The 17745-nt window shown below is 70.4% G+C and carries 14 protein-coding genes; 7 read left to right on the top strand and 7 right to left on the bottom strand.

The window, feature by feature from the left end:
• Positions 1-26: 26 nt before the first annotated feature.
• Both ABZ444_RS36515 and ABZ444_RS36510 read left to right on the top strand, forming a co-directional pair.
• Positions 27-638, top strand: coding sequence for a LysE family translocator (locus ABZ444_RS36515; RefSeq protein ID WP_358007294.1), 612 nt, complete (start codon positions 27-29; stop codon positions 636-638).
• A gap of 41 nt (positions 639-679) precedes the next feature.
• Positions 680-892, top strand: a complete 213-nt coding sequence (locus ABZ444_RS36510; protein ID WP_352328267.1) for a hypothetical protein — start codon at positions 680-682, stop codon at positions 890-892.
• Here ABZ444_RS36510 and ABZ444_RS36505 read toward each other — a convergent pair whose 3' ends face one another.
• Together ABZ444_RS36505 and ABZ444_RS36500 are read right to left on the bottom strand one after the other, a co-directional pair.
• Positions 893-1318, bottom strand: a complete 426-nt coding sequence (locus tag ABZ444_RS36505; RefSeq protein ID WP_358007291.1) for an SRPBCC domain-containing protein — start codon at positions 1316-1318, stop codon at positions 893-895.
• Positions 1315-1617, bottom strand: a complete 303-nt coding sequence (locus ABZ444_RS36500; protein ID WP_358007455.1) for a metalloregulator ArsR/SmtB family transcription factor — start codon at positions 1615-1617, stop codon at positions 1315-1317. The genes ABZ444_RS36505 and ABZ444_RS36500 overlap by 4 nt, the downstream gene beginning before the upstream one ends.
• Positions 1618-1715: 98 nt before the next feature.
• On the opposite strand from ABZ444_RS36500, the gene ABZ444_RS36495 reads away from it, so the two are divergent.
• Positions 1716-2057, top strand: a complete 342-nt coding sequence (locus ABZ444_RS36495; RefSeq protein ID WP_357975799.1) for a VOC family protein — start codon at positions 1716-1718, stop codon at positions 2055-2057.
• Positions 2058-2098: 41 nt separating this feature from the next.
• Positions 2099-2677 (top strand): CGNR zinc finger domain-containing protein, encoded by a 579-nt coding sequence (locus ABZ444_RS36490; protein ID WP_358007288.1) that lies wholly within the window; start codon positions 2099-2101, stop codon positions 2675-2677.
• A 45-nt stretch (positions 2678-2722) separates the two neighbouring features.
• On the opposite strand, the gene ABZ444_RS36485 is transcribed toward ABZ444_RS36490, so the two are convergent.
• Positions 2723-3484 carry an SDR family oxidoreductase gene (locus ABZ444_RS36485; protein WP_358007285.1) on the bottom strand — a complete coding sequence of 254 codons (762 nt, stop codon included), beginning with the start codon at positions 3482-3484 and terminating at the stop codon, positions 2723-2725.
• Positions 3485-3623: 139 nt separating this feature from the next.
• Here ABZ444_RS36485 and ABZ444_RS36480 point away from each other — a divergent pair, with 139 nt between their 5' ends.
• Positions 3624-5921 carry an ATP-binding domain-containing protein gene (locus ABZ444_RS36480; RefSeq protein ID WP_358007282.1) on the top strand — a complete coding sequence of 766 codons (2298 nt, stop codon included), beginning with the start codon at positions 3624-3626 and terminating at the stop codon, positions 5919-5921.
• Positions 5922-5993: 72 nt separating this feature from the next.
• On the opposite strand, the gene ABZ444_RS36475 is transcribed toward ABZ444_RS36480, so the two are convergent.
• Positions 5994-6446, bottom strand: a complete 453-nt coding sequence (locus ABZ444_RS36475; protein ID WP_358007279.1) for a MarR family transcriptional regulator — start codon at positions 6444-6446, stop codon at positions 5994-5996.
• Between the two features lie 97 nt (positions 6447-6543).
• On the opposite strand from ABZ444_RS36475, the gene ABZ444_RS36470 reads away from it, so the two are divergent.
• Positions 6544-9795, top strand: a complete 3252-nt coding sequence (locus ABZ444_RS36470; protein WP_358007276.1) for an efflux RND transporter permease subunit — start codon at positions 6544-6546, stop codon at positions 9793-9795.
• Between the two features lie 398 nt (positions 9796-10193).
• Here the strand turns inward: ABZ444_RS36470 and ABZ444_RS36465 are convergent, their stop codons facing one another.
• The 3 genes from ABZ444_RS36465 to ABZ444_RS36455 form a co-directional block, all read right to left on the bottom strand.
• On the bottom strand, positions 10194-10766 hold the full coding sequence (locus ABZ444_RS36465; protein WP_358007273.1) for a hypothetical protein: 573 nt from the start codon (positions 10764-10766) through the stop codon (positions 10194-10196).
• A 389-nt stretch (positions 10767-11155) separates the two neighbouring features.
• Positions 11156-11875, bottom strand: coding sequence for a hypothetical protein (locus tag ABZ444_RS36460; protein WP_358007270.1), 720 nt, complete (start codon positions 11873-11875; stop codon positions 11156-11158).
• Positions 11876-11959: 84 nt separating this feature from the next.
• Positions 11960-14704 carry a PQQ-binding-like beta-propeller repeat protein gene (locus tag ABZ444_RS36455; protein ID WP_358007267.1) on the bottom strand — a complete coding sequence of 915 codons (2745 nt, stop codon included), beginning with the start codon at positions 14702-14704 and terminating at the stop codon, positions 11960-11962.
• Between the two features lie 122 nt (positions 14705-14826).
• On the opposite strand from ABZ444_RS36455, the gene ABZ444_RS36450 reads away from it, so the two are divergent.
• Positions 14827-17727, top strand: a complete 2901-nt coding sequence (locus ABZ444_RS36450) for a hypothetical protein (RefSeq protein ID WP_358007265.1) — start codon at positions 14827-14829, stop codon at positions 17725-17727.
• The last annotated feature ends 18 nt before the right edge of the window (positions 17728-17745 follow it).

Genomic DNA, 17745 nt, shown 5'->3' with positions numbered 1-17745 from the left:
CCGCCTTCTCTGTCAGCATGCCCACCATGTACCTTCTGGCTTTCGTGGGCGCGTGCTTCCTGGTGGCCATGGTCCCCGGCGTGAGCACCGCCATCATCCTGCGTCAGACGCTCCGCTCCGGCCGCGGCTCCGGCCTGGCGGCCACGCTGGGCAACGAGACCGGCATCCTGCTGTGGGGGCTGGCCGCCACGTTCGGGCTGTCGGCGCTGCTCGTGGCCTCGCAGGTCGCCTACGACGTCATGCGCGTCACGGGCGCGGTCGTGCTGGTGGTGATGGGCGCGCAGGCGCTGTGGAACTCGCGCAGGGGAACCCCGCCGGTGGCGGGCGAGGCGGTGGCCGGGCTGCGCAGGTCCTACCTGTCGGGGCTCGGCACCTGCCTGGCCAACCCCAAGGCCGCGGTGTTCGCGATGTCGTTCCTGCCGCCGTTCGTGCCGGCCGGGCAGAACGTGCCGCTGACGCTGGTGACCCTCGCCGTCGTCTGGGTGCTGGTGGACACCGTCTGGTACGGCCTGCTCATCTGGACCGTCGCCAAGGCCAGGGACTTCCTCGGCCGCCCGGCCGTCAGGCGCCGCCTGGAGCAGATCTCCGGCGTCGTGCTCATCGGCCTCGGCGTCCGTCTGGTCCTGGACGCCCGATGACCCGCTGAGCCGGCGGGAGATCGTGGACTACCTTTAGGGGCATGACCAACGACCTGGCGTCCCTGATGAGGCAGGCGCAGGACGACGATCCGCTGCTGGCCCTGCACGCCACCACCGCGCTGCGGCGCGAGATCGAGCGCCTGGAGGCCGTCCAGGTGCGCCGGGCCAGGGTGGCGGGCCTGCCCTGGGCGCAGATCGCCGACGCGATCGGCGTCAGCAAGCAGGCCGTGCACAAGAAGTACGGCCGCCGCTGATCACGCTCGCGTCCATCGGGCGGCGAACCAGCCCAGGACGATGTTCCAGGAGTAGCCGCGGCGGATGCGGCCGGCCACGTCCGGGGGCAGGCTGTCCAGGCCGCGGTGTTCGAGCAGCACCTGCGTGCCGTCCTCGACCGCGGTGAAGGACACCTCGATCTCCATCCGGCCGCCCGGGTTGAGCAGGTCGGCCCAGACCAGGCGGCGGGGCGGCTCCCAGCGCACGATCCGGCCCATGTCGGCGTGGCCGCCGTCGTCCCAGAGCTCGCGCAGGTAGCCGTCCTGGAAGCGGATGGCCACCGCGCGGGCGGGGTCGACCCAGCTGTGGCGGCCGCGCACGTACCACTGGTCGATCTCGTCGGTGAACATCCGGAACGCGGTCGCCGGATCGACCGGCACGACGACCGCCGCCCGCACCGCGGTCACCGCCCGCGCTCCACGTGGTCCTTGAACGAGCCGAGCTGCTCGGCCCAGAACGCCTGCACCTGGTCCAGCCACGCCTGCAGCGCCGCGAACGGCTCCTGGCACAGGGTGTAGAGCCGCAGCCGGGCGTCGTCGCCGCCCGCCTCCGCGCGCACCAGGCCGCCGGCCCGCAACACGCGCAGGTGCCTGCTGAGCGCGGGGGCGCTCATCCGCACCGCCTGGGCCAGCTCGCCGGCCGGGCGCGGGCCCTCGCGCAGCAGGTCGATCACCTTGCGCCGGGTGGGGTCGGCGAGGGCGGCCAGCGTGGCGTCCAGGTCGTTAACGTCGTTGTTAATCTTTGCCTGCTTCCGTTATGGTGTTGGTGCTTAACGATAACGGCAATTGTTGCGGGGAGACGTGCATGAGTGTCCAGCTGGGTTACTACACCCTGTCGGTCGAGGACCTGGAGCGGGCGGCGGCCTTCTACGGGCCGCTGTTCGGCTGGGAGTTCAGGCGCGAGCACGAGCGCTACCTGCACGTCACCAACACCGACGTGCCGATGGGCCTGCACGCCGCCGGCCCGTCCGCGCAGCCCAACCTCTACTACCACGTCGAGGACATCGACGCCGCCGTCGAGCGGGTGCGCGAGCTCGGCGGCACGACCGGCGAGGTCTACGAGAGCAAGTCCGGCCGCGGCTGCTCCTGCACCGACGACCAGGGGACCGAGATCAGCCTGTGGCAGCCCGCCCCCGGCTTCGAGTGACCCTGACTCGGCCGGCCTCGCCGTCTGGGTAAGCTCCGCCGGTGACGACAGACGCGTGGCGCATCACCGGCCAATCCCAAATAGACAGCTATGTCGGAAGATGGGTTGATCTGGCCGTCCTGCTGGTCAACGAACTGGCCGTCACCCAGGCGCGTGGTCGTCCCGCCGAGCCGCCCGCCGACCGGCGCGCCGCTCTCGACGCCGCCTTCGTCCAGTACGGATGGACGCCCAGCAGGGCGCTGACCAGCGCCGACGCCGACCGGCTGGCCGGGGTGGCCGACGAGTTGTGGCCCGCCTTCACCGCCGGCCCCGCCGCGCCGGCCGCGCTGAACCGGGCCCTGCTGCGGCACGGCGCCGTGCCCAACCTGCACGGCGACCCGCCCGTCCTGGCCTTCCACGGCCCCGCCGCCGGCCTGGTGGACGCGTGGGCGGCCGACACGGCCACCGCCCTGGCCATGGTGATCGGCGTCGGCCAGGGGGTACGGCTGCGCACCTGCGAGGCGGCGGCGTGCGAGCTGGTCTTCTTCGACGCCACCCGTAACGCCTCGCGCCGGTTCTGCGGCCTGTCGTGCCAGAACCGCGCCAAGGCCAGCGCCTACCGCGCCCGCCGCCGTGCCTGAAGTGATCTACAACGTAAAGGCGTCGGATCGGGAGGAGCGTCACCGTCAGTGCACGGAGAAACCGCCGTCGACGAAGAGCAGCTGACCGGTGACGAACGCCGAGGCGTCCCCCGCCAGGAACACCGCCGCGCCCGCGAAGTCGCCGGGCAGGCCGTTGCGGCCGGTCATGTGCCGGGCGGCCAGCTCCTCGACACGGCCGGGGACGGCCTGGGCGGGCTCGGTCAGCGGGGTGAGCACGAATCCGGGGATGATCGTGTTGACGCAGACGCCGTGGGCCGACCACGCCTCGGCCTGCGAGCGGGTGAGGCCGGTGACGGCGGCCTTGGCCGCGCCGTACACGCCGCTGTGGCCGAAGGCGCTGATGGACTGCTGGGAGCCGATGTTGATGATGCGGCCATGGCCGCGGGCGGCCATGCGGGGGCCGAAGTGCTGGCCGAGCAGGTAGGGGGCGGTCAGATGCACGGCGATGGTCTGCTCGTAGTCGCCGGGGGTGAGCTCGGCCATGGGCTTGCGGATGTTGTTGCCGGCGGCGTTGACCAGGATGTCGATCTCTCCGGCGGCGGCGCACAGGCGGGCGAGGTCGTCCCGGTCGTGCAGGTCGGCGCTGAGGGCGGAGGTGGTGACGCCGTGGGCGCGCAGCCGCTCGGCGGCCCGGTCGAGCTCGGCGGGCCTGCGGGCGGCGAGCACGACCTCGGCTCCGGCCCGGCCGATCGCCTCGGCCATGGCCAGGCCGATGCCGGAACTGCCGCCGGTGACGAGCGCGCGGCGGCCGTGCAGGGAGAACAGGTCACGCAGATAGTCCGACACGACCGCTCAAGTTAGCACCAGCCACGGGAAGGCGGGCGAGCGGCGTCGGTTGCCGGAGAGGCGAAGGAGGGCTAAGCTCGTGAGCTCGGCAATATGAGAAGCGGCTCCACAGAACTCCCGTAAAGGAGTATAGCAGGGAATGGCTAATCGTCAAGATGGTCTCGCGGAAGCCCTTGACAACGAGCAGCGTACGGTCCGGTGGCTGTACGCCCGGCTCGACGCGGCCAGGGAGCGGGCGCAGGCGACGCTGCGCCAGGTGTACGCCGGCGGCGGCGCGCTGGGCACCCGGCAGGCGCGGTTCGAGCGCGAGGTGACGGCCTCCGAGCAGGCGCGGCGGCTGGCCCAGCTCAACGCGGTGGAGCGCGGCCTGTGCTTCGGCCGGATCGACGACTCCGGCGGCGTCAGCATGTACGTCGGCCGGATCGGGCTGCGCGACGAGGACCACGAGTCGGTGCTGATCGACTGGCGGGCCCCGGCCGCGCGCCCGTTCTACGTGGCCACCGCCACCGACCCGGGCGGCCTGGTGCGGCGCAGGCATCTGCACCTGAAGGACCGCACGGTGGTCGGCATCGACGACGAGGTGTTCGACCTGGACGGCATGTCCGACGGCGACCGGCGCACGCTGGTGGGGGAGGCGGCGCTGCTGGCGGCGCTGCGGCGCGGCCGTACCGGCCGGATGGGCGACGTGGTGGCCACGATCCAGATCGAGCAGGACCGGGTGATCAGGGCGGGCCTGCAGGGGGCGCTGGTGGTGCAGGGCGGGCCGGGCACCGGCAAGACCGTCGCGGCCCTGCACCGGGCCGCCTATCTGCTCTACACCCACCGCGACACGCTGGAGCGGCGCGGGGTGCTGGTGGTGGGGCCCAATCCGATGTTCCTGCGCTACATCGGGCAGGTGCTGCCGGCGCTGGGGGAGACGCAGGTGGTGATGGCCACGGTGGGCGAGCTGTTCCCGGGGGTGCGGGCGGGGGCCGCCGATCCGCCGGCGGCCGCGGTGGTCAAGGGCGATCTGCGGATGGCCGAGGTGGTGGCCGCGGCGGTGGCCGACCGGCAGCGGGTGCCCGCGGCGGATCTGCAGGTGGAGCTCGACGGCCTGCGGCTGCGCGTGCCGCACGCGGTGTGCGTGCGGCTGCGCGAGCGGGCGCGGGCGGTGCGCCTGCCGCACAACATGGCCCGCAAGCTGTACGTCACCGAGCTGCTGAAGGAGCTGGCCAGGGCGGAGGCGCGGGCGCTGGAGGAGTCGCTGCACCTGGAGGAGCTGGCGGAAGACGACCCGGAGCTGGCCGAGCCGCTGGACCTGGAGGGCGACCTGGACGAGACGGACATCGCGCTGGCGGCCGAGCGGCTGTGGGGGGAGGAGCCGGTGCGGCGCGCGGTGGCCGAGCTGTGGCCGGAGCTGACGCCGCAGGAGCTGGTCGCCGATCTGCTGTCCGCGCCGGACACGTTGTGGTCGGTGTGCCCGCCGGGCCTGGACTGGACGCCGCTGGTGCGGCCCCGCGAGTCGCCGTGGACGGTCGGCGACGTGCCGCTGCTGGACGAGGCGGCCGAGCTGCTGGGCCACGACGACTCGGCCGACCGGGTGGCGGCGCGGCGCGCGGGGGAGGAGTGGGCCGAGCAGGAACTGTACGCGCGCGAGGTGCTGGAGAGCACCGGCCTGCTGGAGGAGGGCGTCTTCGACCGGGCCGAGGTGCTGGCCGAGCGGCAGGCCGACGACGGCGCGGGGCTGACGACGGCCGAACGGGCGGCGGCCGACCGCACGTGGGCGTACGGGCACGTGATCGTGGACGAGGCGCAGGAGTTGTCGCCGATGGCCTGGCGGATGGTGGTGCGGCGGGTCCCGGCGCGGTCGCTGACCGTGGTGGGCGACCTGGCCCAGACGGGGTCGGCGGCGGGGGCGCGCTCGTGGGCGCAGGTGCTCGACCCGTACCTGGAAGGGCGCTGGCGGGAGGAGCGGCTGCTGGTCAACTACCGCACGCCGGTGGAGATCATGCGGGTGGCGGCCGACGTGCTGGCGGCGGTGGCGCCGTGGCAGGAGCCGCCGGAGTCGGTGCGGGACGGCGGCGACGAGCCGCGCGCGGTGCGGGCGCGGGTGGAGGAGCTGCCGGCGCTGGTGGCGGCGGAGCTGGCCGAGCTGGGCGCGCGGGGCGAGGGCGGCCGGTTGGGGGTCATCACACCCGACGGGCTGCACGCGCGGGTGGCGGCCCTGTTCCCGGGGGCGGACGACCTGGACGCGCCGGTGGTGGTGCTGACGGTGACGCAGGCCAAGGGCCTGGAGTTCGACGGGGTGGTGGTGGTCGACCCGGCGGGGATCCTGGAGCAGTCGCCGATGGGCGGCCACGACCTGTACGTGGCGGTGACGCGGGCGACGCGGCGGCTGACGGTGGCCCACGAGGGCGAACTGCCGGCGATGTTGTCCCGCCTGAAATCTACAATGTAAAGCCGCCGGGTCGGTGATATTCACCCGAATTTCACCGAAAAGGCAGCCGCGATCGGGAGCGCGCCGGGCGGGTCACTCGTTGTAGAGCTTGTCCGCGACTTCGTGGATGCGGCGGGTGGCGTGGTCGAGGGCGCGCAGGGTCTCGGTGTCCAGGTGGGACATGATGCGCTTGTAGTGTCTGAGGCCCGCGTCGTTGATCTCGGCGATCAGGGTGGCGCCGGCGGGGGTGAGCTCGACCCGGCGCACCCGGCGGTCGTTGGCGTCTTCGTGCCGGCTGACCAGGCCCTGGGCGACCAGGCGGTCGACGATGCCGGTGACGGTGGCCAGGCTGACGCCGAGGGTGTGGGCGAGGTCCTGGCCCGAGGCGGAGCCGTGCGTCGACAGCTGCATGACGACGCGGAGCTGCCGGATGGTGAGATTGGAGCTGAACAGGGGGGACTGTTGCCGGGTGAACAGTCTTCCCAGGTCGCGCTGTGTCTCGGTGATCCGGCGGATCAGGTCTTCGCGGTCGTCGCTCACGCTCACCTCTCGCTTCCTGAGAAGGTTATCAGGAAAGCTGCATCAGGCTAAATATTCGTATTAGGCAAAGTGTTAGTCTGGGGCGAACTTTGGAGGGGAGCCTATGACCGCTTTCGCCCGGTTGAGTCTGCTCAACCGCAGTCTTGTCATCTTGGTAGCGGTCGTGATCACCGCGTTCGGCGCGTTCACGATCCCGCAGTTGAAGCAGCAGCTCCTGCCGTCGTTGGCGTTCCCGGGCGCGTTCGTCATCGCGCCCTTCCCGGGTGCCTCGCCGGAGATCGTCGAAGACCAGGTGACGAAGCCGATCGAGGACTCCTTCCAGGGGATCCCCGGCATGGAGCAGATGACCTCCACGTCGAAGGAGGGCATGGCCCAGATCCAGGTGGCCTTCGAGTACGGCACCGACATCGAGGCCTCGCTGAACAAGATGCAGCAGGCCGTCGCCCGGATCACGCTCCCGCAGGGCGTCGATCCGCAGGTGGTGGCGGGCAACACCGACGACATCCCGGTGCTGGTGCTGGCGGTGGGCGACGGCGGCGACGAGCGGGCGATGGCCGACAAGCTGCGCCGGATCATGGTGCCGGAGTTGCAGAGCGTCGAGGGGGTGCGCGAGGCCGCGGTCACCGGCACCCGTGACGAGGTCGTCACGATCGAGCCGGACGTCAAGAAGATGGCGCTGGCCGGGGTGTCGGCGGCGCAGATCCCCGAGGTGCTCAAGGCGAACGGCACGCCGATCCCGGCCGGGTCGCTGACCTCCGACGGCAGGTCGCTGACCGTGCAGGTGGGGGCGCGGGTCGACTCGCTGGAGAAGCTGAAGAACCTCTACCTGACCCCCGCGCAGCCTGCCCAGCAGGCCCAGACCCCGGCCCAGACTCCGGGGCAGGCGCAGGGCCGCCCGCAGGCCGGGCAGCCGCCCCAGACGGGCCGGGCGGCCGTGCCGCAGCAGGTGGCGCGGCTCAAGCCGGTCAAGCTCGGTGACGTGGCCGAGATCAAGCGTGGCCTGGCCGATGCCTCGACGATCACCCGTACCGACGGGAAGACCAGCCTTGGCGTGTCGGTGACGATGACGCCCGACGGCAACGCGGTGACGATCTCCCACGAGATCCGCGAGAAGCTGCCGGAGCTGACGCGGTCGCTGGGCGACTCCTCCGACACGCAGGTGTCGGTGGTGTTCGACCAGGCGCCGTACGTGGAGGAGTCGATCGAGAACCTGACCACCGAGGGCCTGCTGGGGCTGGCGTTCGCGGTGCTGGTCATCCTGGTGTTCCTGCTGTCGGTGCGTTCGACGCTGGTGACGGCGGTGTCGATCCCGCTGTCGGTGGTGATCGCGTTGCTGGCGCTGTGGGCGGGCGACTACTCGCTCAACATGCTGACGCTGGGCGCGCTGACGATCGCGGTGGGCCGGGTGGTCGACGACTCGATCGTGGTGCTGGAGAACATCAAGCGCCATCTGGGTTACGGCGAGGCCAAGCTGCAGGCCATCCTGACCGCGGTGCGGGAGGTGTCGGGGGCGGTGACGGCCTCGACGCTGACGACGGTGGCGGTGTTCGCGCCGATCGCGATCGTGGGCGGCATGGTCGGGGAGTTGTTCCGGCCGTTCGCGGTGACGGTGGCGGTGGCGTTGCTGGCCTCGCTGGTGGTGTCGCTGACGGTGGTGCCGGTGCTGGCGTACTGGTTCCTCAAGGCGCCGGCGTTGTCGCCGGAGCAGGCGCGGGCCCAGCGTGAGGAGGCCGAGGCCAAGGAGCTGCGCAGCCCGTTGCAGCGGGCGTACCTGCCGGTGTTGCGGTTCGCCACGCGGTACAAGCTGGTGACGGTGCTGATCGGGGTGGCGGTGTTCGTCGGGACGATGGGCCTGGCGGGCGGTCTGCGGACGAACTTCCTGGACTCCTCCGGCCAGAACACGATCTCGCTGACGCAGAAGATGCCGGTCGGCACCGATCTGGCCACGACGGACAAGGCCGCCAAGAAGGTCGAGGGCGTGCTGTCGGGGCTGGCCGGTGTGGAGACGTACCAGGTCAACGTGGGTGGCGGCAACGCCATGCAGGGCGGCGTGGGCGGTGGCGCGGACCGGGCGTCGTTCTCGGTGACGGTCAAGGACGGCGCCGAGCCGGCGACCGTGGAGCAGCAGCTCCGCGAGAAGATCACGGGCCTGTCCGGGGTCGGCGAGGTGACGGTCGGCGGGGCCGGCGGCGGGGGCGGGTTCTCCTCCGACACGGTGAGCGTGATCGTGCAGGCGCCCGACGCCGAGTCGCTGCGCACGGCGACCGAGGCGGTCAAGGGTGCGATGGGCCAGGTGAAGGGTCTGCGTGACCTGTCGTCGAACCTGGAGGCCAGCGCGCCGCGCATCGAGGTCGCGGTGGACCGGGAGAAGGCGGCGGCCAAGGGGCTGTCGGAGGGGCAGGTCGGCCAGGCGGTGGCGCAGGCGTTCCGCGGCGCGCCGCTGGGCCAGATCACCCTGGACGGCCGCAGCAGCGACCTGGTGCTGCGCGGGGGCGAGGCGCCCGAAGACGTCAAGGCGATCGAGGACCTGAAGCTGCCGACGGCGGCGGGGCTGGTGAAGTTGTCGTCGGTGGCCAAGGTGGAGCAGGTGGCCGGTCCGACGCAGGTGACCAGGATCGACGGCGAGCGTTCCGCGACGGTGTCGGGCAAGGTGGAGGCGTCGGATCTGGGCACTGTCACGCAGGAGCTGACGACGAAGCTGGAGCCGGTGGCGCTGGGCGCCGGCGCCCGGTACGAGATCGGCGGCGCCTCGGCCGACCAGGCGGACGCGTTCTCCGACCTGGGCATGGCGATGCTGGCGGCGATCGCGATCGTGTTCATGATCATGGTGGCGACGTTCCGGAGCTTCGTCCAGCCGCTGATCCTGCTGGTGTCGATCCCGTTCGCGGCGACCGGCGCGGTGGGGCTGCTGGTGGCGACCGACACCGCGATGGGCGTGCCGGCGCTGATCGGCATGCTGATGCTGATCGGCATCGTGGTGACGAACGCGATCGTGCTGATCGACCTGATCAACCAGTACCGGGATCAGGGGATGGGCGTGGTCGAGGCGGTGATCGAGGGCGGCCGGCGCAGGTTGCGGCCGATCCTGATGACGGCGGTGGCCACGATCTGCGCGCTGACGCCGATGGCGCTGGGCGTGACCGGGTCGGGCGGGTTCATCTCGCAGCCGCTGGCGATCGTGGTGATCGGCGGCCTGGTGACCTCGACGCTCCTGACGCTGGTGCTGGTGCCCACCCTCTATGTCGCCGTGACTCGCAAGCGTGATCGCGGACCGCGCCCGACTCCTTCCAGCCATCGGCTACGTGAAAGTGTCGACGATGCTGGAGGAAAGGACCTCGCCAGCAATTCGGCGTGACACGAGTGAGGCATCAGCCGCCCGGCGGGGTTACCCATCCCGCCGGGCGCGCGGCTGTCCTGCCCCCGTTCGGCGCTCAGTACTTCGGGTGCGTGCGCCGAGGCCGGCAGCCTCATCCGCTGGATCCGAAGCGCATCCTGCGAAACCCCCGCTGCCTCTTCCGGTGTGTTGCTGCGTTTCCGGCCAGAGGCGCGCCGCCCTCGGCGGCGGCCGCTGGTTCGCCGCCGACGCACGTGGCATCCCCCATGGGGACGAGTCCACTGCCTGGACGGCGACACAGCGCAATGCCTGTGACCGATGGCCCGACACGGGCCGAGAACGGTCGCGATCAACGCGAATGCCGTGCCCCAGAGGTTCGGGGCACGGCAAGCGGCGTCAGCGGATCTGACCCGGTCGACTCAGGCGGGCGGCGTGATGTCGACGAAGGGGCTGCAGTTGGCAGGCCAGGGCCGCGTCGCCGTGGTGCCCGGAGGCGGGAAGACGGTGCACGTGCTCTGCGCTATGCGGGAGTGTGCGTTGAGCACGGTGACGTGCACTGTCGACCCCTCGTCGGGCGCAGCCAGAGTGATGTCGACCAGGCGGCCGAAATTTCTGGGCAGCCGCGAGGACAGGTCGTGCCATCGTGGCGTCGTCCGCGGATCCCTGATCAGTACGTTGTGCTCCCGAATGACCCCTACGAACTTGGTCGGCGGCCTCTCCTCGTCCTCCGGGTCCCCCTGGAAGGCCGAGTCGATCGCGACAGCGTTGTCGTCTTCCATCCCGATGGGGAAGGAGCGATTGTTCGCTTTCACGACCTTGGCATCCGCGAGGCCGTGAACGCTGACGACCGATGTCGCGTGGACGCCGGCAAATGCTGGCGCTGGAATTGAAAGAGCCGTGAGTGCGCTGGTTGCCGTAGCGGCTAGAGCAAACGCCAGCGTACGTGTGATGCCGAGTGGGTGCGAAGCGCGCCCGCTCTGGTGTTGAGCCACGTGTTTCCCCTGTAGATGCCAGATTCGAACGAACGGGGTCAATAGCTGCCCCTAAATGGTTGCAAATTTGAGATACCCCTCCGGTGAAGCGATAAAGCGCGCCGATTTTCTGCAGAAGGCAAGGAGTATCGAAAGACAAATAAAAGGCAATCATTTCGGATATGTAGCAGTAAAGAGGGGGCGAGCGTTCATATTGGGCAAATGGTCACAGACGTGGCGAGTGGGCTCCGGGCTCGCATGCACCGGGCGCGGACGCGGCGACCCGACCCGGGCGGCGCGTCTGCCCTCTATGCACCCCGCCCGACAGGGGTCAGCCGCAGGCCCCGGGCCACCGTGATCTGCCGGGTGATGACACACTGCTCAGACAGCGGACCTGAAGCCCGTGGGGTTCAGGTCATCCCGGCAGTCGGAGGGACCGGCGACCCGGCGGGCATCATGCCCACGATCAGCGTTTGCGGGTCACGGATGCCGGCGAGGTGGCCGAAGCCCTCCGCGTACGCGGAGATGGCGGACTGGAGCAGGCGCAGATGGGCCCGGCATTCCTGGTCGCCGGGCCAGGCCGACTCCGGTTCGCCTGGATGCGCCCGTTCCCAGGCGGTCAGCAGCGGGTGCCACCTGGACAGGAACGGGCGCAGTTCCTTGTTGAGCATCGAGATCGCGAAGTACTCCACGGTCTGCCCGCCTGGCACGGGGGCTGAGGGGCGGCTGGTCTTGAGGGCGTCGCGGGTGGTGGCGAACAGGCCGTACAGAGAGTTCATGGCCTCCCTGACCAGGCCCTCCTCGTCGTCGAGTGACTGAACGGAGACCCGGGTGACGGTCTCGACGAACAGGTGCCAGGCCACCTGGCGGCTCTCGTTGTTCACCAGGAAGGTGAGCTCGCTGAGCTGCGGCACGGTGACCTTCACCTCGGTCAGCCTGGCCGTCCTGGCATAGAACTGGACCATGATCACGGCGGCCATGCCGGCGGCCGCACCGGTGACGACGAAGATCCACCGGCCGCCCGCCTCGGTCATCTCGAAGATCGCCAGGCCCACGACGGCGCCGACGAGCGCCGACGCGAGCAGCCGCACCCACCGCACCTGCATGATCGCGACGACACGTGCCTTCATCCGGGGGTTCCATTCCTCGGCCGACTGCGACGATCAGACTTTACGTGTGATCCGCCCTCCGGCTGTAGGGGGTCGGCCGTGCTTTCAGCAGACCTTCTCGAAGGGGGTGCCGGACGGCAGGTAGCGGCCCCACTCCTGCTCGGTGAGTGAGCGACCGGCCGCCGCGCAGAGCGAGGGGAACGGATCCGCCGGGACGTCCACCTTCCATTGCAGGATCGTTCCCTTGTCGTAGGAGCCGGCGGCCAGGGTCCGGCCGTCCGGGCTGAAGGCCAGCGACGAGATGGCGCCTTCGCCGCCCTTGAACGGGTTCCCGATCGGCTTCGTCGTGGCCGCGTCCCAGAGCTGGACGCCTGCGGCGGCGTCGGTGGCCAGCGTTCTGCCGTCCGGGCTGAACTCGACGGTGGAGATGGTGCCCGTGCGATCCTTGAAGGCGCCCTTGGGGCGGCGGCCTGCCGTGTCCCAGATCCTGACCGTTCCCTGATCTCCCACGGTGGCCAGGAGCTTGGTGTCCGGGCTCAAGGCCAGCCAGGTGACGCCGAAGCCCGCGATCGGGGCGCCGATCGGCCGCCGGGTGGCGGTGTCCCAGAGCCTGGCCGTGCCGCCTCCCATGGTGGCCATGATCCTGCCGTCCCGGCTGAAGACGATCTGGTGGAGGATGTAGCTGTGGGCCTTGGTCGGATCGGTGACCGGACGGCGGGTGGCGGGATCCCATAACTGGAGGAGTCCCTTGCCGGAGGCAATGGCCAGGGTCCTGCCGTCCGGACTGAACGTCAGCACGGAGATGGTGCCGGCCGCGGCCTTGACGGGGGTGCCGATCCGCTGCCGGGTGGCCAGGTCCCACAGGTGGAGACCGCCCTCGTCGTCACCGACGGCCAGCGTCCTGTCGTCCGGGCTGATCGCCACCGGCCATACGAACGGGTGCCTGCCGCGGATCGGCGGGCCGAGTTGCCTGCCGGTCAGCCGGTCCCAGACGCGGATGGTTCCGTCCTCTCCGCTGCTGATCAGGATGTTGCCGTTCTTGCTGTACGCCAGCTGCGAGACTTCGCCCTTGTGGCCGGTGAGCGGGTCGGTGACCGGCCGCCGGGCGGCGGCGCGCCAGAGCCGGGTGGTCCCGTCCCCGCTGACGGTGGCCAGGGTTCCGCCGTCCGGGCTGAGAGCCACGCCGAAGACGAAGCCGCTGTGGCCGGTGAACGCGTCGCCGGCCGGGCGCCGGGTCGCCAGGTTCCACAGCCGGGCGGTCCTGTCCCAGCTGCCGGAGGCCAGGGTCCGGCCGTCCTTGGTGAACGCGAGTCCGGTGACGGCGCCGGTGTGACCTGTGAGAGGTCGCCCGACGGGCTTCCCGGTGGCGGGGTCCCACAGCCGGATTTCTCCTTGGTAGCCGCCGGTGGCCAGCGTCCGGCCGTCCGGGCTGAACGCGACGGCTCGGATCTCGTCGGTGTGGCCCTTGAGGGGCTTTCCGACGGGTCTTCCCGTGGCGGGGTTCCACAAGCGGGCGATCCTGTCACGGCCGGCGGTGGCGAGGATTCTGCCGTCCGGGCTGAACGCCACCCCGCTGACCTCGTCGGTGTGGCCTTTGAGAGGTCGTCCGACGGGTTTCCCGGTGGCGGGGTCCCACAGCCGGGCGGTGGCGTCCTGGCCCGCGCTGGCCAGGGTCCGGCCGTCCGGGCTGAAGGCCAGGGCCCACACGACGGACCGATGACCCGTGAGCGGGACCGCTGTCCTGGTGGAGAGGTCCCACAGCCTGATCGTCCCGTCGGAGCCGGCGACGGCGAGGGTCCGGCCGTCCGGGCTGAAGGCCAGGGCAAGGCCGCCGTCCTTGATCGGATCCCCCACGGGCCGGCCGGTCGCCGGATCCCACAGGCGGGTGGTGCCGTCCGTGCCGCCGGTGGCCAGGGTCCGGCCGTCCGGGCTGAAGGCCACCGCGCCGCCCTTGTAGGAGCCACTGTCCAGGGTGGCGCGCACCGGGGAGGCCAGGGCGGCCACCATGCCGTAGCGGGCCTCGGGGGTCTGGGCGAAGTGCCAGGCGGTGGCCGACAACAGGCCGGAGACGACCGGATCACTCTCGCCGATCTGGATGCCGCGATCACCGGCCAGGTACGACAGGGCCTGGTCGCGCTCGGCGTCGGCTCTGACGCGTTGGGCGTCGGCGACGTCGGCCGCGTGGACGGCCACGGTGGCCGCGACGACCGCCGCCGTGGTGAGGACGGACAGCCCGGTCCACGAGAGCCGCCGGAAGCGCCGGACCAGCCGGTGCTGCCGGACGTCGTCGCCGACGAGCTCGTCCTTGGCCCTGCCGTGCAGGGTGGCGGCGAGCGTCGCGACGGCGTCGAGGAAGGCCGGGTTGCTCAGCGAGAGGTCGCTCTGGCTGCGGATCGAGCGCAGGTCCGCCCACAGGGGGACCTCGGTGAACGACGTGAGCAGCGACTCGGGCAGCGCCGTGGTCAGGGTCTCGTCGAAGTGCCCGGCCGCGTGGTCCCAGACGAGGTCGCCGCCGGTGAGCATGAGGAAGATGGGCCGTCCCGGTTCGAGCGAGCGCCAGTGCTCGATCTCCCGCCGCACCCACACCGAACGCGCCGACTCGGGGGAGGCCAGCAGGACGAAACAGCGCGAGGCATCGAGCGCGGCCTCGATCGTCGTCCACAGTCCCGGTGACGCCGACAGGCTGCGGGCGTCGCAGAAGACCCGCAACGCCCGCAGTTTGTACCAGGGACGGGCGAACTGGTGCAGCCCATCACGCAGAGCGGGGCCGAGCAGCCCGTCGGCGGCCCGGCTGTAGGAGATGAAGGAGTCGTACGGAATCGGCGTCGTAGTCCCGCGGATGCCAGGCACGTTCACGATGATAGAGACGCGCGGCTTGAGTACCCGGTTACTCACGCGCCCTGTTTCGCGCCTTCGCATACTGAGCTGGATGCACAGTCTGGAGGGGGCGCGGAATGAGAAGCATTCGTGCGTTGGCCGCATCGTTACTGGTGCTGGCCTGGTTGGCGTATCTCGGTCCGAGCCCGGCCCAGGCGGCGACCGTGGAGGTCACCGTCAGCCTGTACCGGGTGGTCGAGCTGTCGTGCGACGAGGGCGCGGGCGAGTCCTGCGGCAACGACTACTACCCCAAATTCAAGATCGGGAACGAGGACCTGTACGACGGCGAGGACGATTACTGCTGTGCCCACGGCCCCGACTTCCGGACCAACTGGGTCCACAAGGCCACGGTCGACACCAGCCAGAATCCCGTCGACATCCACCTGGAACTGTGGGACCAGGACGACCTGAGCCAGAACAACGTCATTCACTGGGCCAAGAACGGCGATTACCTGGATCTCAAGTTCGACCTGAACACGTGCGTCTTCACCGGCGGCGGCCTGACCGCCGAGCAGGGCGCCGGCGCCCTGACCCTGTCGGGGGAGAGCGAGACCACCGGCCCTGACTCGGCCCGCGGCTTCTTCACCATCACCACACCCGCCTGCATCACGCTGGCCAGGACCACGGGCGGCGCCGCCGACAGCGACGGCGACGGCATCATGAACGCCTGGGAGACGCCGGGCGTGGGCTACGACGTCAACAACGACAACAACGTCGACCTGGCCCTGGGCGACCCGCCGTACAACGCGCTGCCCTACCGCAAGGACCTGTTCGTCGAAGCGGACTACATGAAGGACAACGAGCCCGACTGGTTCGGGCTCGGCGACGTCGTGGACGCCTTCGCCAGAGCACCGGTCGACCCTTACCACCCCGACCCGGCCCATCCGGCGGCGACCAGATACCTGGGCGTCACTCTCCACGTGCTGAAGGACGAGGAACTGCCGAAGACGTCCAACATCCGGTTCGAGAAGTCCGATCCGGTACTCGTGGACTTCAACGAGCTGAAGAACGGCGAACCGGCCGGCCCCTGCACAGGACACTTCGGCACCCTCGCCGACCGCAACGACGGGAACTGCGCGAACATCCTGAAGGCCAAACGCGACGTGTACCGCTACATGATCTTCGCCGAGAGCTACCTCGAAGATCCCGACTCCTCGGGCAACTCCGAGTGGTACGCCGTCGGCCCCCAGGGCGGCAACGACTTCGTCGTGACGCTCGGCACGTGGGGCGCCAAGGCGATCAACGACGTCGGCGGACTGAGGGTCGCCCAGGCCTCGACCTTCATGCACGAGCTCGGGCACACGCTCAGCCTGGGCCACGGCGGCGACGACGAGGTCAACTGCAAACCCAATTACCTGAGCGTGATGAACTACGCGCTCCAGTTCCCCGACATCAACTTCACCCGGCCCATGGACTACAGCAGCACGGCCACCGGCACCGCGCTCGGCACCACCGACGCCACCCGGCTCGTGGAGAGACACCTCAACGAGAACCTCGGCGTGCGCGGAACGCCGCACCCCGACCGCTACACCGTGTACGGGATCAAGGGCAAACCCCACGTCGAGCCCGCCAACAGCGGCCCGATCGACTGGAACGGAGAAAAGGGCAACACAGAGGGCGACATCCCCGCTGACATCAACTACATCGAGTCCATCGGCATCCGGGGCAAGGGATGCAACATCACCGATGACACCCAGACGCTGCACGGCTACGACGACTGGGCCCACCTGCAGTACAACCCCAGGCTCAACGCCGACGGCTTCAACGACGGGGTGCCGCGGAGCATGCCTGACGAGATGACGGAGGAGATGGTCCTGGCCCTGTCGCAGCAGGCCGACCTGAAGGTCACCAAGTCCGCCGACCAGGCCGAAGCCGATGGCGGGGACACCGTGACCTACACCGTCGACGTCACCGACCTCGGGCCGGGCAAGGCCACCGCCGTCTCGCTCACCGACATGCTGCCCGACGGCACCACCCGGCAACGCCCGGTGCCCGACCTGAACAAGGACGACGTGCACACCGTCACGCCGAAGTTCACCTACCAGGTGCCGTGCGACACGACCGACGGCACGGTGCTCACCAACACCGTCACGGTGACCGGGAAGGACACGAACGGCGTGCCCGACCCGTACACCAGCGACAACACCGCCCGCGCCGCGACCACGGTGCGCGCCCCGGTGCTGACGGTGAACGAGACGGCGACGGCCACGGTCAACGCCGGTGAGGCGATCTCGTACACCATCGCCTACGCGAACACCGGCGGTGGCGGCGCCTCCGACGCCGTCATCACCGGCACGCTGCCCGCCGGCGTCTACTACAGCAAGGCGCTCGACCTGGGTGCCGGGCCGAAGCCGGACTCGGTGACGCTCAACGCCGACGGCACCAGGACGCTGGTCTGGAACGTGGGCGCGCTGCCCGCCAAGTCCGGCGAACGGAACATCGTCTTCACCGCGCGGCCGACACTGCTGGCGACGGCGGGCACGGCGTACGCGAGCGAGGTGTCCGTGACCTACAAGAACACCGGCGGGGCGTGCACCTTCGACCCGGTCTCGGACTCGGTCACGACCACGGTCACGGCCGTTCCGCCCACCAGGGATCCGCTGTCCAAGGGCTACTGGACGAACCATTCAGGACAGTGGACGGCCGAGTACCTGGCCCGCATCCAGGCCACCGACCAGCGCTACGACAGCGACCGGAGCGGCGCCCTGTCGGCGGCCGAGATCGACTCCGCCTTCCACGACACCAACGGGCCCAAGACCGTGCTCCGCGAGCACGCCCTGGGCACGTACTTCAACCTGGCGACCAGGCGCGTCAACGCCGGGACGGCGATCGACTCGGCGACGACCAGGCGGCTGGGCCTGGGCACCGTGCGCGCCGCGATGATCTACGCCCAGGAGACGATGGCGCTGCCGATCGGCTCCGGCACCTCGGCTCGCTACAGCGACATCATCGGGGTGCTCGACGACGTCAACGCCAACAGGATCGAGGTGTACTGACACGACCCTGACGGCCAC

The sequence above is a fragment of the Nonomuraea sp. NPDC005730 genome (assembly GCF_040630865.1).
Lineage (GTDB): Bacteria > Actinomycetota > Actinomycetes > Streptosporangiales > Streptosporangiaceae > Nonomuraea.
This window is presented reverse-complemented; position numbering and strand designations above follow the sequence as displayed.

Excerpts from the sequence above, each read along its gene's own strand:
- ABZ444_RS36510 (WP_352328267.1), top strand. The coding sequence starts at position 680 with ATGACCAACGACCTGGCGTCCCTGATGAGGCAGGCGCAGGACGACGAT.
- ABZ444_RS36460 (WP_358007270.1), bottom strand. The coding sequence starts at position 11,875 with ATGAAGGCACGTGTCGTCGCGATCATGCAGGTGCGGTGGGTGCGGCTG.
- ABZ444_RS36515 (WP_358007294.1), top strand. The coding sequence starts at position 27 with ATGTACCTTCTGGCTTTCGTGGGCGCGTGCTTCCTGGTGGCCATGGTC.
- ABZ444_RS36470 (WP_358007276.1), top strand. The coding sequence starts at position 6,544 with ATGACCGCTTTCGCCCGGTTGAGTCTGCTCAACCGCAGTCTTGTCATC.
- ABZ444_RS36495 (WP_357975799.1), top strand. The coding sequence starts at position 1,716 with ATGAGTGTCCAGCTGGGTTACTACACCCTGTCGGTCGAGGACCTGGAG.
- ABZ444_RS36480 (WP_358007282.1), top strand. The coding sequence starts at position 3,624 with ATGGCTAATCGTCAAGATGGTCTCGCGGAAGCCCTTGACAACGAGCAG.